Origin of the sequence: Pseudomonas sp. JS425 (genome assembly GCF_018223845.1) — a bacterium.
GTDB lineage: Bacteria > Pseudomonadota > Gammaproteobacteria > Pseudomonadales > Pseudomonadaceae > Aquipseudomonas > Aquipseudomonas asiatica.
Map to the genome: position 1 here is coordinate 4,905,318 of NZ_CP073661.1, position 15,622 is coordinate 4,920,939.

Annotated in this window: 13 protein-coding genes; 9 read left to right on the plus strand and 4 right to left on the minus strand. The window is 64.3% G+C overall.

The window, feature by feature from the left end:
- Nucleotides 1–198 carry an SEC-C metal-binding domain-containing protein gene (locus KDB76_RS22655; protein ID WP_003258907.1) on the plus strand — a complete coding sequence of 66 codons (198 nt, stop codon included), beginning with the start codon at nucleotides 1–3 and terminating at the stop codon, nucleotides 196–198.
- A gap of 54 nt (nucleotides 199–252) precedes the next feature.
- On the opposite strand, the gene KDB76_RS22660 is transcribed toward KDB76_RS22655, so the two are convergent.
- Complete coding sequence (locus tag KDB76_RS22660; protein WP_024087656.1) at nucleotides 253–1,449, minus strand: MFS transporter; 1,197 nt, start codon at nucleotides 1,447–1,449, stop codon at nucleotides 253–255.
- A gap of 154 nt (nucleotides 1,450–1,603) precedes the next feature.
- On the opposite strand from KDB76_RS22660, the gene KDB76_RS22665 reads away from it, so the two are divergent.
- The 7 genes from KDB76_RS22665 to pdeM all read left to right on the plus strand — a co-directional run bounded on the left by KDB76_RS22665 (nucleotide 1,604) and on the right by pdeM (nucleotide 12,777).
- Nucleotides 1,604–2,944, plus strand: a complete 1,341-nt coding sequence (locus tag KDB76_RS22665) for a PLP-dependent aminotransferase family protein (protein WP_024087657.1) — start codon at nucleotides 1,604–1,606, stop codon at nucleotides 2,942–2,944.
- Between the two features lie 103 nt (nucleotides 2,945–3,047).
- A complete protein-coding gene (locus tag KDB76_RS22670) occupies nucleotides 3,048–5,489 on the plus strand; it encodes a penicillin acylase family protein (protein ID WP_038410110.1) in 2,442 nt (813 codons plus the stop codon).
- A 106-nt stretch (nucleotides 5,490–5,595) separates the two neighbouring features.
- Nucleotides 5,596–6,612 carry a ligase-associated DNA damage response exonuclease gene (locus KDB76_RS22675; protein ID WP_023660940.1) on the plus strand — a complete coding sequence of 339 codons (1,017 nt, stop codon included), beginning with the start codon at nucleotides 5,596–5,598 and terminating at the stop codon, nucleotides 6,610–6,612.
- The gene (locus KDB76_RS22680; RefSeq protein ID WP_024087659.1) at nucleotides 6,609–8,267 is read left to right on the plus strand and encodes an ATP-dependent DNA ligase; all 1,659 of its coding nucleotides are present in this window, start codon (nucleotides 6,609–6,611) and stop codon (nucleotides 8,265–8,267) included. The genes KDB76_RS22675 and KDB76_RS22680 overlap by 4 nt, the downstream gene beginning before the upstream one ends.
- A gap of 223 nt (nucleotides 8,268–8,490) precedes the next feature.
- Nucleotides 8,491–9,606 (plus strand): succinylglutamate desuccinylase/aspartoacylase family protein, encoded by a 1,116-nt coding sequence (locus KDB76_RS22685; protein ID WP_013973944.1) that lies wholly within the window; start codon nucleotides 8,491–8,493, stop codon nucleotides 9,604–9,606.
- A 67-nt stretch (nucleotides 9,607–9,673) separates the two neighbouring features.
- Nucleotides 9,674–12,127, plus strand: a complete 2,454-nt coding sequence (locus KDB76_RS22690; RefSeq protein ID WP_024087660.1) for a ligase-associated DNA damage response DEXH box helicase — start codon at nucleotides 9,674–9,676, stop codon at nucleotides 12,125–12,127.
- Nucleotides 12,124–12,777: a ligase-associated DNA damage response endonuclease PdeM gene (pdeM, locus tag KDB76_RS22695; RefSeq protein WP_024087661.1), complete on the plus strand. Its 654-nt coding sequence runs from the start codon at nucleotides 12,124–12,126 to the stop codon at nucleotides 12,775–12,777. Before KDB76_RS22690 ends, pdeM begins: the two co-directional genes overlap by 4 nt.
- A 10-nt stretch (nucleotides 12,778–12,787) precedes the next feature.
- Here pdeM and KDB76_RS22700 read toward each other — a convergent pair whose 3' ends face one another.
- Nucleotides 12,788–13,015: a hypothetical protein gene (locus KDB76_RS22700; protein ID WP_024087662.1), complete on the minus strand. Its 228-nt coding sequence runs from the start codon at nucleotides 13,013–13,015 to the stop codon at nucleotides 12,788–12,790.
- Between the two features lie 93 nt (nucleotides 13,016–13,108).
- A complete protein-coding gene (gene dcd / locus KDB76_RS22705; protein WP_003258001.1) occupies nucleotides 13,109–13,675 on the minus strand; it encodes a dCTP deaminase in 567 nt (188 codons plus the stop codon).
- Nucleotides 13,676–14,003: 328 nt separating this feature from the next.
- Here dcd and KDB76_RS22710 point away from each other — a divergent pair, with 328 nt between their 5' ends.
- Nucleotides 14,004–14,213: a cold-shock protein gene (locus KDB76_RS22710; RefSeq protein ID WP_003254922.1), complete on the plus strand. Its 210-nt coding sequence runs from the start codon at nucleotides 14,004–14,006 to the stop codon at nucleotides 14,211–14,213.
- Between the two features lie 185 nt (nucleotides 14,214–14,398).
- Here KDB76_RS22710 and apbC read toward each other — a convergent pair whose 3' ends face one another.
- The gene (gene apbC / locus KDB76_RS22715; RefSeq protein WP_024087663.1) at nucleotides 14,399–15,493 is read right to left on the minus strand and encodes an iron-sulfur cluster carrier protein ApbC; all 1,095 of its coding nucleotides are present in this window, start codon (nucleotides 15,491–15,493) and stop codon (nucleotides 14,399–14,401) included.
- Nucleotides 15,494–15,622: the final 129 nt, after the last annotated feature.

Genomic DNA, 15,622 nt, shown 5'->3' on the forward strand with positions numbered 1-15,622 from the left:
ATGTCCCAGCAACCCCACGTTCATGGCCCTGACTGCAACCACGATCATGATCACCACCACGATCATGGCCATGTACACGGCCCGCACTGCAACCACGGCCACCAGGAGCCGGTACGCAACGCCCTGAAGGACGTTGGCCGTAACGACCCATGCCCGTGCGGCAGCCAGAAGAAGTTCAAGAAGTGCCACGGCGCCTGACCTGAACAGCACTCGCGCGTCCCTGCTGCGGGCCGCGCGGAGGGTAGCCGGGGTCTAACTGGCCCTGGCAGGCCCTGAAACCTTGCGCTGCAGCAACCCTGCGGTGGCCATGAGCAGCACGATGCACAGGGCCATGCAAATGGCATTGGTGCCATCCCAGCCGACCGTACCCAGCAACAGCGATGGGCTGAATGCACCAACGGTCGCGAACACCGCAATGGCCAGATCGTTCTTCCCTTGCATCTGCATCGCTGCCGGGCTGTTTTGCAGCGTCTGCGCCAACAGCGCCCCACCGCCCACGTAAGTCAGGTTCCAACCCAGGCCCAAGGCTATCAGTGACAAGGTCATCATCGCGTAGCTGTGCGACCACATGTTCATGGCCGTGCAACCGATCAGCAGGCCCAGGCCGAGACAGATGGTGGCCCTGATGCCGAGCTTGTGGATGATGGCGCCGGTGAAGAACGACGGCGCAAACATGGCAATCACATGCCATTGAATCGCCAGGCGAACGTCGGAAAAGTCCTCATGCATGTGTTTCATGTGCATGGACGCCTGGATCATCAGCAAATTCATGATCCCGTAACCCAGCGCGGCCACGGCCATGGCCACGGCAACCACCGGGCTCAGCGGCTCGGCGGTCGTGCCAGCCGGTTTCGCTGCACGGTCGTTACTGGCGGTGCCGGTATCGCCGGGCAGGCAGGCCGCTGTGAGCAACGACATCACCGCCAGGCCGACAAAAGCGGCGTAGCACAGCGAAAACAGCGGATACCCACCAACGTCCCTCAGCCACTCGGTGAGCGCCGGCCCGCCCACGGCAGCGATCACCCCACCGGCCACCACCAGGGAAAGCGCCTTGGGCTTCAGGTTCTGGGCCAGATTGTCGGTGGCCGCGAAGCGATTGAAGTTGGCAAACGCAATGTAGATGCCCAATGCCGAATGGCTGATCACCAGCGTCGGGAAGTGCTGGTACTGCACCGCCAGGTAACCACTGATGCCAGACACCGCCAAAGGGACCGAGCCCAGCATGAAGGCGCGCTTGCGGCCAATGCGGCTCATCAGCCTGGAGACCGGATAGGTAGCCAGCATCAGGCAGAGGAACTGGAACCCATAGGGCACAGTGGACCATGTGGCGGCAGGCGCCAGCGCCGCCCCGACAATGGCCGCCATGGTCACGGACATGACCGCAGTCGTCAGGTTGATCGATTGCGCGGTGAAATACAGGTACGTGCGCCGTGGAAGGGGGCTCGACATGGCGTGTACTCACGGTTGGTGGACGGGTGGAATTCGGCATTGGAAAGATGCCGACAGGTGCATGGTGGCACCTGCCGCGCCCTGAAGCTCGAACAGTCGACGCGCTTTCCGGTTAACTGTTAGGCTGTTTTTTCTAACAGCTGCTGGACCCGCCATGCGCCCGCACAGCCTTGATGACCAGTTGAAACAGCGCCTCGAAGCCGGCGAATGGCTGCCTGGCCAGCGCATGCCGTCCATCCGCAAGCTGACGGCGGCGGTTGGCTGCAGCTACCACGATGTCGTCTCCAGCTATGCCCGATTGGTAAGCGAAGGTGTGTTGACCGCCATTCCTGGCCGCGGCTACTTCGTCGCCAGCCACACACGGCAAACCGGCACAGTGGATACGCCCGCAGGCATGGCCGACGACCCGCTGTTCAAGTTGCTGCAGGGGGGCCAGCACTACACCAAACTGGGCAGCGGCTGGCTGCCACCCGCCTGGCGAGACACCGAGCTGCTGGCCAGGGCAATTCGGCGTACGGCACGCCTGGAGCAGAGTTCGCTGGCAGAATATGGCGACATCCAGGGCTACCTGCCCATGCGCAAGCAGTTGTGCGTGCACCTGAAACGCCTGACCCGTGTCGATGCCCGGCCAACTCAGTTGCTGACTACGCTGGGCGCCACACAAGCGCTGGACCTGGTGGCGCGGTTGTTGATCAAGCCAGGCGATCACGTGTTCGTCGACGAGCCCGGCAATGGCAACCTGATCAAACTGATCCAGTTGGCCGGCGGCCATGTGGTCGGGGTGCACCGAACCCAGGACGGACCGAGCGTGGAAGACATGAAGGAGCACCTGGCCAGGCACAAGGTCAAGGCATTCTTCTGCAACAGCACCTTCCACAACCCGACCGGCGGCAACATCAGCCCGCACAATGCCTTCAGCGTCCTGCGCCTGGCGGTGGAACACGACTTCTTCGTGGTCGAGGACGATGTCTACGGCGACTTCAGCCCGGGTGTGCGCCAGACCTTTGCCGAACTGGACGACCTTGAGCGGGTCATCTACATCGGCAGCTTCTCGAAATGCCTGTCCGCCTCATTGCGCGTAGGCTACATCGCCTGCTCGGCAGAGCTGATGGAGCCGCTGACACGCCTGAAGCTGCTGACCTGCGTGGCGGTACCGGCGTTTTGCGAGCGCTTCGTCAACACCATTTTGTCCGATGGCACCTATGCCCGGCACATGCAAGACCTGCAGCAGCGCCTGATCCGGCAGCAGGCGCAGACCCAGCAGTTGTTGCGGACGCGTGGCTGGCAATTCGACATAACGCCCCAAGGTGGCATGTTCCTGTGGGTCTACCACCCCGAACTGGCCGACCTGAAGCCCTTCATGCGTCGCCTGGAACAGCACAAGGTGCTATTGATGCCAGGCTCTGCCTTCGCCGTCAGCCGTGACTATCAACGCCTTGCTCGCATCAATTGCACGCACTTTTCCGACGCCGTGGCCGAACATTTCAAGGTTTGAGTCGGCACTGGCAAATAAAGCGCCCAGGGACCTTGCACGGCGCCTGCGCGCTCACTACCTTAGCGCCTTTCGAAACCCGCCACGCCTTGCAGGAGCCCTTGTCATGGCCGCCCCCGCCTTTCCTCCATTCCGCCCGCGGTTCGCAACCGCTGCCACGCTGCTCGGCATGCTCGTGCTGGCCGGCTGCCAGACGGGCGGCTACCAGGACAGCGTGCCGCCGACCAGCGGTGTGCAGCCACTCAAGGGCCTGGCGCAGAACGTCTCGGTACGGCGCAACGCAATGGGCGCACCACTGATCGAAAGCAGCAGCTTCCATGACGCCCTGTTCAGCCTGGGCTATGTGCATGCCGGCGACCGCATCGAGCAGATGGTCGCCATGCGCCTGCTGGCCCAGGGCCGCCTGGCAGAACTGGCCGGCAGCGACGCGCTGGACATCGACCGTTTGATGCGCGCGGCCAACCTCAAGCAGAGCGCCGCCCAGCAGTACGCCGACGCCTCGCCACGGCTCAAGCGCTTCTTCGAAGTGTATGCACGCGGGGTCAACGCCTACCTGTTCCGCTACCGCGACAAGCTGCCCGCCGGCCTGGCCAGCAGTGGCTACCGCCCCGAATACTGGAAGCCAGAAGACTCGGCACTGATCTTCAGCCTGTATGCCTTCAGCCAGTCAGTGAACCTGCAGGAAGAACTGAGCGCCCTGACCCTGGCGCAGAAAGCCGGCAGCGACAAGCTGGCCTGGCTGCTACCCGGTGCCCCGGACGAGCCGTTGGCCGAAGCCGAAGTGGACAAGCTCAAGGGCCTGAACCTGGCCAGCCAGTTGCCGGGGCTGCCGGCCCTGGCAGCTGCCAGCCAGAAGCTGGCCGACCTTGACCTACTGGGCAGCCCGGGCTCGGCCAACCTGGCCCTGGCGCCGCAGCGCAGCCGCAGCGGCAAGAGCCTGCTGGCCTGCGACAGCCGAGCTGCCTGGGCCCTGAGCCCGGTGCAGATCCACACCGGCAAGTACCAGGTCGCCGGCCTGTCGTTGCCCGGCCTGCCGATCGTGCTGGCCGGCTACAACGGCAAGCTGGCCTGGAGCAGCAGCGCGGTCATGGCCGACAACCAGGACCTGTACCTGGAGCAACTGCGCCACCAGGGCAGCCAGCTGAGCTACCTGGCCGACGGCAAATGGCTGCCGGCCCGCGCCCGTAGCGAAACCTTCTTCGTCCGCGGCCAGCGCCCGCTGCGCGAGGTGTTGTACGACACCCGCCACGGCACCCTGCTGGCCCAGCCAGGCAATGCCAGCCTGGGCCTGGCGCTGAACCTGCCACAGTTCAAGGGCGACCGCAGCCTGGATGCGCTGTTCGACCTGACCCGTGCCAAGAGCGTGGAGCGTGCCTTCGACAGCACCCGTGAAGTGACCGCCGCCGCCCTCAACTTCGTCTTCGCCGAACCCGAGCACATCGGCTGGCAAGTCAGTGGCCGCTACCCCAACCGCCGCGAAGGCCAGGGCCTGCTGCCCTCGCCGGGCTGGGACGGGCGCTACGACTGGGACGGCTATGCCGACCCGATGCTGCACCCTTACGATCAGGACCCGCCCGCCGGCTGGATCGGCCACGCCAACCAGCGCAGCCTGCCGCGTGGCTATGGCATGCAGCTGTCCAGCACCTGGTACTACCCCGAGCGCGCCGAGCGCCTGGCACAGCTGGCCGGCAATGGCCGCCACGACAGCCGCAGCCTGATGGCCCTGCAGAACGACCAGACCACCCTGCTGGCCGACAAGCTCAAGCAGATGTTCGACGCCCCGGGCATGGCCCAGCCGCTCAAGCAGGCGATCGACGCCCTGCCCGCCGCACAGCGCGACAATGCCCGCGACGCGCTGGCCCGGCTCAAGGCCTTCGATGGCCGCCTGAGCCCGGTGTCGGCCGATGCCGCACTGTACGAACTGTTCCTCCAGGAAGTGGCCCGGCAAACCTTCCTCGACGACCTGGGCCCGGAATCCGGCCCGGCCTGGCAGGCTTTCGTCAGCAATGCGCGGTTGTCGTTCTCGGCGCAGGCTGACCACCTGCTGGGCCGCGACGACAGCCCGTTCTGGGATGACCGCAGCACCCCGCAGAAAGAAGACAAGCCGGCCATTCTCGCCCGCAGCCTGGCGGGCGCGGTGGATGCCGGCATCGCGCAACTGGGCGCCGACCGCCGCGCCTGGCAGTGGGGCAAGCTGCACCAGTACCGCTGGCCTGCACCGGCCTACCATGGCCTGGGCGATGCCCTCGGTCGCCCGCCGCTGGCTGCCGGTGGCGACTTCACTACCCTGGCCCTGACGCCATATGCCTGGGGCAGCGAATTCGACACCCGCCTGCCGGCCTCGGCACGGATGATCGTCGACTTCGGCCAGGCCGAGCCGTTGCAGGTGCTGACCAGCAGCGGGCAGTCCGGCAACCCGGCCAGCACGCATTACAGCGATGGGCTGGATGCCTGGTTCCAAGGGCGCTTCATGAGCCTGCCACTGCAGCAGCAGAACTTCGGGCGAGCTTATGGCAACCAGCGTTTGACGTTGGTGCCTGGGAAATAAACAATGGCGCCTTTGTTGGGGCCACTTTGAGCCCCAACCATCTCCAGTCGAACTTCCCGCATCTACCATGGTTCCTAACTGGTAACTCCAAGCCAGCGCCCATGCCATGGACCTCGTCATCGCCCGCCCCGAAGGCCTGTACTGTCCGCCCGGTGATTTCTACATCGACCCCTGGCGACCAGTGGAGCGTGCCGTCATCACCCACGGCCACGGCGACCATGCCCGCGTCGGCAACCGCCATTACCTCACCGCCGCCCCAGGCGCCGGCATCCTGCGCAGCCGCCTGGGCCAGGACATCGACCTGCAAACCCTGCCGTACGGCGAACGCCTGCTGCACCATGGCGTAACCCTGAGCCTGCACCCAGCCGGGCATGTACTGGGCTCGGCGCAAGTGCGCCTGGAGTACCAGGGCGAGGTCTGGGTCGCCTCCGGCGACTACAAAGTGGAGCCCGACGGCACCTGCACGCCGTTCGAACCGGTGCGCTGCCACACGTTCATCACCGAATCGACCTTCGGCCTGCCCATCTACCGTTGGCCCAGCCAGGGCGAGATCTTCACCGGCATCAATACCTGGTGGCGCGCCAATTGCGAACAGGGCAAAGCCAGCGTGCTGTTCTGCTATGCCTTCGGCAAGGCCCAGCGAATCCTCCATGGGCTGGACGCCAACATTGGCCCAGTCCTCGTGCATGGCGCTGTCGAACCGCTCAACCGGGTTTACCGGGACGCTGGCGTCTACCTTCCGCAAACGCGCTATGTCGGCGATATCCCTCGCAACGACCCGCTGCTGCGCCAGGCACTGGTCCTGGCACCGCCTTCGGCGGGTGGCAGCAGCTGGATGCGCCGTTTCGGCGACTACAGCGATGCCTTTGCCAGTGGCTGGATGCTGTTGCGCGGCACCCGCCGCCGGCGCGGGGTAGACCGAGGCTTCGTGCTCTCGGACCATGCCGATTGGCCGGGGTTGCTCTGGGCCATCGGCCAGACTGGCGCAGAACGCGTGATGGTCACCCATGGCTCGGTCAATGTGCTGGTGCGCTACCTCATCGAACAGGGCCTCGATGCCCGCGCCTTCGTGACCGAGTACGGCGAGGAAGATGACGTGGTAGCCGCGGAGCCAGACGCATGAAAGCATTCGCCGAGCTGTACCTGAGGCTGGATGCGACTACCTCCAGCACTGCAAAGCTCACGGCGCTACGCGAATATTTCAGCACCGCCCCGGCTGGGGATGCCGCCTGGGCGGTGTACTTCCTGGCAGGTGGCCGCCCTCGCCAACTGGTGCCTACACGCGTGCTGCGGGAGCTGGCCGGCAGGTTGGCGGGGCTGCCTGACTGGCTTTTCGAGGAGTGCTACCAGGCCGTTGGCGACCTGGCCGAAACCATTTCCCTGCTGGTTCCGGAAAGCCACCACCCCGGCGGCGACGGCCTCGCCCGCTGGGTCGAAGCCCATCTGCTGCCATTGCGCGGCCTGCCAGTCGAGGAGATCCAGCAACGCCTGCCGCCTCTTTGGGCCCAGCTGGACCGCCCCAGCCTGATGCTTTGCCTGAAACTCATCACTGGCAGCTTTCGCGTGGGCGTATCGAAGCTGTTGGTCACTCGCGCCCTCGCGCAACTGGCCGGGCTGGATGCCAAACGCGTGGCCCAGCGCCTGGTTGGCTACACCGACATCAGCCACCGCCCGACGGCAGCCAGCTATCAACGGCTGATAGCCCCGGAATCAGACGATGAACATAGCTTGCGTGGCGGCCAGCCCTACCCGTTTTTCCTGGCCCACCCCCTGCAGGTATCAACCGAACAGCTAGATACACTGCTCGGGCCGCCGAGCGAATGGCAAATCGAGTGGAAATGGGACGGCATTCGTGCCCAGGTGGTCAAGCGCGAAGGCCAGCTGTGGGTCTGGTCGCGCGGTGAGGAACTGGTCACCGAACGCTTCCCCGAATTGCACAGCCTGGCGCAGACGCTACCCGACGGTGTCGTGCTCGATGGCGAGATCCTGGTTTGGAAACCTGGTGGCTCAGCGGCTGAGCTGGCTGTGCAGCCATTTGCCCTGTTGCAGCAGCGCCTGGGACGCAAGACCTTGGGCAAGAAGCTGCTGAGCAACGCACCGGTCGTGCTGCAGGCCTACGACCTTCTGGAATGGCAAGGCGAGGACTGGCGCAGCCGGCCGCAGCATGCACGCCGCCAGCAGCTGGAGCAGGTACTTGAGCAGCACCCATTGGCCCCGGTATTGCTCTCGCCTCTGCTCGAAGGCCAGGACTGGACCGACCTTGCCCGCCAGCGCGAACAGTCCCGCAGCCTGGGGGTGGAAGGGCTGATGCTGAAACAGCGAGAGGCGTTGTATGGCGTGGGGCGCACCAAGGACATGGGCACCTGGTGGAAGTGGAAGATCGACCCGTTCAGCGTCGATGCCGTGCTGATCTATGCTCAGCGCGGCCACGGCCGGCGGGCCAGCTTGTACAGCGACTACACCTTCGCCGTGTGGGACGCGCCAGCCGGTACGCCGGGTCGGGCACTGGTCCCCTTTGCCAAGGCCTATTCAGGGCTCAGTGACGAAGAAATGCGCAAGGTCGACGCCATCATCCGCAAGACCACCGTTGAAACCTTCGGGCCGGTGCGCAGCGTGACGCCGACGCTGGTGTTCGAGTTGGGCTTCGAGGGCATCGCCCTGTCCAGGAGGCACAAGAGCGGCATCGCCGTGCGCTTTCCGCGGATGCTGCGCTGGCGGCTGGACAAGCCAGTGGAAGAAGCGGATGACCTGGCTACATTGCAGGCGCTGCTGGCCTGAAACAATTTCTGGACCGTGCTGGCTTCTTCGCGGGTAAACCCGCTCCCACAGGTCATGCACAAAAGCTGAGTTTTGTGCGATCCCTGTGGGAGCGGGTTTACCCGCGAAGAAGCCAGCGCGGTGGCCAGGAGGGCACCGATGCAGGCGCAAGGCCAAAAACTGTGCTTCTATCTGTGTGCCGCCCCGTGTCGCAGACCGTTTTCGCCACGCACCCAGGACCACCATGCACCATTCAACTCACGACCTGCTCTCGCCCGTTCCGGGCATCACCCGCCAGTTGCACAGCTTCCACTTCGGACCTCGCGGTGGCGGCAAAGTCTATATCCAGGCCTCGCTGCATGCCGACGAGCTGCCCGGCATGCTGGTGGCCTGGCACCTCAAGCGCCGCCTGGGTGAACTGGAACAGCAAGGCCGCCTGCAGCGCGAGATCATCCTGGTGCCGGTGGCCAACCCGGTCGGCCTGGAACAGGTGCTGCTGGACGCGCCGCTGGGGCGTTTCGAACTGCAAAGCGGCGAGAACTTCAACCGTAACTTCGTCGATCTTTCCGACAGCATCGGCGACCAGATCGAAGAACACCTGACCGAAGACCCGGCACACAACCTCGCGCTGATCCGCGAATACCTGCGGCGGGGGCTGGACGCACACCCGGCGCGCACACCGCTGCAGGCCCAACGCCTGATATTGCAGCGCCTTGCCTGCGATGCCGACATGGTGCTGGACCTGCACTGCGACTTCGAGGCGGTCGAGCACCTGTACACCACGCCAGACGCCTGGCCGCAGATCGAACCTCTGGCCCGCTACCTGGGTGCCCAAGCCAGCCTGCTTGCCACCGACTCTGGCGGGCAGTCGTTCGATGAATGCTTCAGCCTGGTCTGGTGGCAGTTGCAGCAACGCTTCGGCAAACGGTTCCCGATTCCGCTGGGCTGCTGCTCGGTCACCGTCGAGCTGCGCGGCCAGGCCGATGTCAGCCACGACCTGGCCAGCAAGGACTGCCAGGCGATCCTCGACTTCCTTACCCATGCGGGGGTCATCGAAGGCGCAAGCCCGGCCCTGCCCGCCTTGCGCTGCCCGGCCACGCCGCTGGCCGCAGTAGAACCGGTGATAACGCCACTGGGCGGGTTGCTGGTGTACCACGCCCGGCCAGGCCAGCACCTGGAGGCGGGCCAGTTGATCGCTGAAGTCATCGACCCGCTCAGCGACCGGGTGACGGCCATCCGCAACAGCCAGCCCGGCCTGCTGTATGCACGTAACGTACGGCGCATGGCTACCGCAGGCATGGTCATCGCCCACGTCGCAGGCGAGCAGGTGTGCCGCAGCGGCTATCTGCTGGCAAACTGATCCGGTAAAACCATTGCGCCTGGCTGGTTGTCTGTAGAAACACAGCCACCGAAGGACCCTATGCCCCATGCCCGCCGCCACCGACCTCGCCAAGGCCTGGTTCGCCAAGCGTGGCTGGAAGCCTTTCGCTTTCCAGCGCCGTGTCTGGGCCGCCGTGGAACGGGGCGAATCCGGCTTGCTGCATGCCAGTACCGGTGCCGGCAAGACCTACGCGGTATGGCTCGCCGCACTGAGGGCCTTCAAGGCCGAAGCCCAAGGGCGTCATGCTGCACCCTTGCAGGTGGTGTGGGTTACCCCCATGCGAGCCTTGGCCGCCGACACCGCCCGCGCACTGCAAATGCCGCTGGACGACCTGGGCCTGCCCTGGAGCGTGGGCATTCGCAGCGGCGACACCGGCAGTGCCGAACGTGCCCGGCAAGCACGGCGCCTGCCCAGCGTACTGGTCACTACCCCTGAAAGCCTTACGCTGCTGTTGACCCGGGCACAAGCTCGCGAAGACTTCGCCACACTGCGCCTGGTAGTGGTGGACGAATGGCACGAACTACTGGGCAACAAGCGTGGGGTACAACTGCAACTGGCTTTGGCCCGCCTGCGCCACTGGCACCCGAGCCTGCCGACGTGGGGCCTGTCCGCGACCCTCGGCAATCTCCAACATGCGCTGGACGTATTGCTGCCACAAGGCGGCCTGCTGGTACAAGGCCGACAGGACAAGCAGTTGCAGGTCGATACCCTGCTGCCAACGGCCATCGAGCGCTTCCCCTGGGCCGGGCACATGGGTTTGAAGATGCTCGATCAGGTCAACCGGGAGATAGATGCCAGCACTAGTTGCCTTGTCTTCACCAACACTCGGGCGCAGGCCGAACTCTGGTACCAGGCCCTGCTCGAGGTACGCCCCGAGTGGGCCGGGCTGATTGCCTTGCACCATGCCTCACTAGCCCGCGATACCCGTGACTGGGTCGAGCGCAGCCTCAAGCAAGGCAACCTGAAGGCAGTGATCTGCACCTCCAGCCTGGACCTGGGGGTGGACTTCCTGCCCGTGGAGCGAGTACTGCAGATCGGTTCCGCCAAGGGCATTGCCCGCCTCGTGCAACGGGCCGGGCGCTCCGGCCATGCGCCCGGGCGGCGCTCCCGGGTTACTCTGGTGCCCACCCACAGCCTGGAACTGGTGGAAGCAGCCGCCGCCAGGCACGCGCTGGCAGCCGGGCACATCGAAGCCCGGCATTCGCCGCGCTTGTGCATGGACGTGCTGGTGCAACACTTGGTAAGCATGGCTTTGGGCAGCGGCTTTCACCCGCAGCAGTTGCTGGCCGAAGTGCGCAGTACCTGGGCCTTCAGCGAATTGCGTGACAGCCAGTGGCAATGGGCGCTGGACTTCGTCTGCCATGGCGGCAGCTCACTCAGCGCCTACCCAGACTACCAGCGCGTCGAGCGCCAGCCCGACGGCACGTACAAGGTTGCCAGCGAACGTTTGGCACGTCGCCACCGCATGAGTATCGGTACCATCGTCAGCGACGCCAGCCTGCAGCTCAAGTACTGGAGCAAGGGTGGTGGGGGCAAGGCGCTGGGCAGCGTCGAAGAGGCGTTCATTGCCCGTTTGCGCCCTGGCGACACCTTGGTGTTCGCCGGGCGAGTGCTGGAACTGGTGCGCGTGGAAAACATGACGGCCTACGTACGCCGCAGTACCGCGCGCAAGGCAGCGGTTGCACGCTGGAATGGTGGCCGCATGCCGCTCTCCAGCGAACTGGCCGACGCACTGGTCGAGCAGCTCGGCGCAGCATCCCAAGGGCGCTTTCAAAGCCCGGAGATGCGAGCAGTACGCCCCCTGCTGGCCTTGCAGGCGCAATGGTCGGCGCTGCCCACCCCCGAAACGCTGCTGGCAGAAACCTTCAAGTCGCGCCAGGGTTGGCACCTGTTCCTGTATCCGTTCGCCGGGCGCATGGCCAACCTTGGCCTGGCCAACCTGATCGCCTGGCGGGTTAGCCGCGTGCAGCCGCTTTCGGTTTCGATTGCGGTCAATGACTACGGGTTCGAACTGCTCAGCCCGGGCAACGTGGACTGGGCCACACACCTTCCGCAGGCACTTGGTACCGAACACCTGCTGGATGATGTACTGGCCAGCCTCAACGCAGGAGAAATGGCGTTGCGTCGTTTTCGCGAGATCGCACAAATTGCCGGGTTGGTGTTTGGCGGGTATCCGGCGGCGCAGAAAAGCCTCAGGCAGATCCAGGCCTCCAGCGGCTTGTTCTATGAGGTATTTCGCAAGCATGACACCGGCAACCTGCTGCTGGCCCAGGCACGGGACGAGGTGCTGAATGAGGAGCTGGAGATCGAGCGGTTGCACCGGCAATTGCTGAAGATGGGGCAGTTACAGCTGGAACTGCGACCACTCAAGCGGCCCGGACCGTTGGCATTTGCCTTGCTGGTGGAAGGCATGCGCGAAACGTTGAGCACCGAGAGACTGGCGGACCGGATTGCGAGGATGGTCGCGGAGCTGAACAGTGCGGCGGACGCTACGGAATGACCAACCTTCTACCCATCGAACACCATGGCCAAGTGCTCTGGCTGCTTTCGGACAAGGCCATTTACTGGCCAGCCCGTCACGCCCTGCTGGTGGCCGACCTGCACATCGGCAAGGCAGCAAGCTATCGCGCCTTGCACCAACCGGTACCGCGCGGCACTACCGAGGCGACACTCGCCCGCCTGGATGCATTGCTGGCAAGGCATGATTGCGAGCAACTGATCATTCTTGGCGATTTTCTGCATGCGCGCGCAGCGCAGGCGCCGGCAACCTTGGCAACGCTGCAGGCCTGGCGAGAGCGCCACAGAACCCTGAAAATCGTGCTGATCCGCGGCAATCACGATCGAAACGCCGGTGACCCGCCCGCGTCACTCGGTATCGAAGTCGTGAGCGAACCCTGGCTGTTGGGACCCTTTGCGCTACAGCACGAACCCCGCCCCCACCCGACCCAACCGGTGTTGGCAGGGCACGTACACCCGGTATTCGTCCTGCGCGGCAAGGCTCGGCAACGCCTGCGATTGCCCTGCTTCCTGATCGATGGACAGGTCAGCCTGCTGCCGGCGTTCGGTGAGTTTACCGGGGGTTGGGAAATCGCCCCCACGGGCGCCAGCCGGGTGTTCCTGACCGGTGCAGACCGCGTCTGGCCGCTCTAGCCCGGATCACTCAAGCTACAGGTGCCGGTGGAGGCTCGTCCGGCAGGGTCGGCTCGCCCGGCTCCATGGGTGGTGTTTCACCGGGCTCCGGCGGTTGCGGGGTATCCGGGTCAGGCTGGTGGGGCACGCCCCCCGCCTGCATCGGCAGCGGGAGTGCCAGCAGTGACCATGGTAGCAACCCGATGTGGTTGGGCTGCAGGCCTGCCAGCTTGGCACTGATTGCGGGGTGGAGTTTCATTGGCTGCTCCTGGCAAGGCCGCTACGCGTCATGCGTACCGGCGTTATCCAGTTGGAGTGCCAAAGGCGCGGGGAATTCCCCGCGCTTGTCGGCTCAGGTACGCGGCAGGGTGACGCCGCGCTGGCCTTGGTACTTGCCGCCACGGTCCTTGTACGACACTTCGCATTCTTCGTCGGACTGCAGGAACAGCATCTGGGCCACACCTTCGTTGGCGTAGATCTTCGCCGGCAGCGTGGTGGTATTGGAGAACTCCAGTGTCACATGGCCTTCCCACTCGGGCTCGAGCGGGGTGACATTGACGATGATGCCGCAACGGGCGTAGGTGCTCTTGCCCAGGCAGATGGTCAACACATCACGCGGAATGCGGAAATACTCGACGGTACGCGCCAGGGCGAAGGAGTTCGGCGGGATGATGCACACGTCGCTCTTGATGTCGACGAAACTGCCTGCATCGAAGTTCTTCGGGTCGACGGTGGCCGAGTTGATGTTGGTAAACACCTTGAATTCGTCGGCGCAGCGCACGTCGTAGCCGTAGCTGGAGACGCCGAAGGAGATCACCCGGCTGTCCTGTTCGCCGCGCACCTGGCGCTCGACGAACGGTTCGATCATGCCGTGTTCCTGCGCCATGCGGCGAATCCACTTGTCCGATTTGATGCTCATGGCGGGGTGTCCTGAAGAGTTGCGAGGTGAAAATTCGAGACGCGCATCTTACCGGTCCCGGCGCCCAGGTTAAAGTTCCATGCCTCATCCCGCGCCGGGCGGGGGCTTCAGCCGCCGTCGATCCGAATTTGCGTAAAGCGCCTTCTGACCATTGGCAGGTTGCGGAAAGTGGGGTAAGGTGGCGCCACTGTGCTGCACGTGACACCGAGAATCTCTAGTTTGATGCACGATCCTGATCGGCCCATCGCTGAATTTTCTGCTCTCTTTGCGCTCAGTCCCGGCCAGGGTTTTTCCTGACCGTTATCAAATTGTCCAAGGAGACAGAAAAATGTCCAACCGTCAATCCGGTGTTGTTAAGTGGTTCAACGATGAGAAAGGCTACGGCTTCATCACCCCTCAGTCGGGCGACGACCTGTTCGTGCACTTCAAAGCCATCCAAGCTGACGGCTTCAAAACCCTGAAAGAAGGCCAGGCTGTTACTTTCGTCGCTACCCGCGGCCAGAAAGGCATGCAGGCTGAAGAAGTTCAGATCGCCTAAGTCGATCGAAGCTTCCTAGCTTTCAAAAAACCCGCCTTCCGGCGGGTTTTTTTATGCCTGGTCGAAAGACCGAGTCAGCCTCTTCGCGGGTAAACCCGCTCCCACAGGGACAGCGCGGTACTTGAAGTCTGCGCTGTACCTGTGGGAGCGGGTTTACCCGCGAAGCAGGCGACTCGGTCTGCCAGTCAATCTTCGCTGATGGTAATGCTTGGCATCGCCGGCGCAGCAGCTTCCTGCAGCATGATCCGCGCGCCCACCTGGCGGGCCAGCTCCTGATAGACCATCGCAATCTGGCTTTCCGGCTCGGCGATCGCCGTCGGCTTGCCACTATCGGCCTGCTCGCGAATCAGCATCGACAGCGGCAACGACGCCAACAGGTCGACGCCATACTGGCTCGCCAGCTTCTCGCCACCGCCTTCGCCGAACAGGTGCTCGGCATGGCCGCAGTTCGAGCAGATGTGCACGGCCATGTTCTCCACCACGCCCAGCACCGGGATGTTGACCTTGCGGAACATCTCCACGCCCTTCTTGGCATCCAGCAGGGCCAGGTCCTGCGGGGTGGTGACGATCACCGAACCGGCAACCGGTACCTTCTGCGCCAGGGTCAGCTGGATGTCTCCGGTGCCCGGCGGCATGTCGATCACCAGGTAATCCAGGTCGTCCCAGGCAGTCTGGGTCACCAGCTGCAGCAGCGCGCCGGAAACCATAGGGCCACGCCATACCATCGGCGTGTTGTCGTCGGTAAGGAACGCCATGGACATGACTTCCACGCCATGGGCCTTGATCGGCACGAACCACTTCTGCTCGCGAATCTGCGGGCGGGTGCCTTCGGCGATGCCGAACATCACGCCCTGGCTGGGGCCATAGATATCGGCATCGAGAATACCCACCCGCGCGCCCTCGCGAGCCAGCGCCAGGGCCAGGTTGGCCGCGGTGGTCGACTTGCCCACACCGCCCTTGCCCGAGGCCACGGCGATGATGTTCTTGACGTTGGCCATTGCCGGCACCTGAGCCTGGGCCTTGTGCGCAGCCACCACGCAGTCGATCGACACCTGGGCACTGCTGACGCCCTCAAGGTTGCCGATAGCGGTCTGCAGCACCTGGGCCCAGCCGTTCTTGAACAGCCCTGCGGCATAACCCAGTTGCAATTGCACGCTGACCTGGCCGCCCTGGATATCGATTGCGCGCACACAGCCGGCGCTGATCGGGTCCTGGTTCAGGTAGGGGTCGGTGTACTGGCGAAGCACGCCTTCGACGGCGGCACGGGTGACGGCACTCATGGAGACTCCCAATGGCAAACTGAATGTAAAACAGACGCCTATCCTAACCCGTCAATCGTCAGCAGATGCGCATGCGGGGTGAAATATCTTCGCCAGCCCTTTATAGTGGCCGATCAACCTCATTTTTAC

Excerpts from the sequence above, each read along its gene's own strand:
- KDB76_RS22700 (WP_024087662.1), bottom strand. The coding sequence starts at position 13,015 with ATGAAACTCCACCCCGCAATCAGTGCCAAGCTGGCAGGCCTGCAGCCC.
- apbC (WP_024087663.1), bottom strand. The coding sequence starts at position 15,493 with ATGAGTGCCGTCACCCGTGCCGCCGTCGAAGGCGTGCTTCGCCAGTAC.
- KDB76_RS22690 (WP_024087660.1), top strand. The coding sequence starts at position 9,674 with ATGCCCGCCGCCACCGACCTCGCCAAGGCCTGGTTCGCCAAGCGTGGC.
- KDB76_RS22660 (WP_024087656.1), bottom strand. The coding sequence starts at position 1,449 with ATGTCGAGCCCCCTTCCACGGCGCACGTACCTGTATTTCACCGCGCAA.
- dcd (WP_003258001.1), bottom strand. The coding sequence starts at position 13,675 with ATGAGCATCAAATCGGACAAGTGGATTCGCCGCATGGCGCAGGAACAC.
- KDB76_RS22670 (WP_038410110.1), top strand. The coding sequence starts at position 3,048 with ATGGCCGCCCCCGCCTTTCCTCCATTCCGCCCGCGGTTCGCAACCGCT.
- pdeM (WP_024087661.1), top strand. The coding sequence starts at position 12,124 with ATGACCAACCTTCTACCCATCGAACACCATGGCCAAGTGCTCTGGCTG.
- KDB76_RS22675 (WP_023660940.1), top strand. The coding sequence starts at position 5,596 with ATGGACCTCGTCATCGCCCGCCCCGAAGGCCTGTACTGTCCGCCCGGT.
- KDB76_RS22680 (WP_024087659.1), top strand. The coding sequence starts at position 6,609 with ATGAAAGCATTCGCCGAGCTGTACCTGAGGCTGGATGCGACTACCTCC.
- KDB76_RS22685 (WP_013973944.1), top strand. The coding sequence starts at position 8,491 with ATGCACCATTCAACTCACGACCTGCTCTCGCCCGTTCCGGGCATCACC.
- KDB76_RS22710 (WP_003254922.1), top strand. The coding sequence starts at position 14,004 with ATGTCCAACCGTCAATCCGGTGTTGTTAAGTGGTTCAACGATGAGAAA.
- KDB76_RS22655 (WP_003258907.1), top strand. The coding sequence starts at position 1 with ATGTCCCAGCAACCCCACGTTCATGGCCCTGACTGCAACCACGATCAT.
- KDB76_RS22665 (WP_024087657.1), top strand. The coding sequence starts at position 1,604 with ATGCGCCCGCACAGCCTTGATGACCAGTTGAAACAGCGCCTCGAAGCC.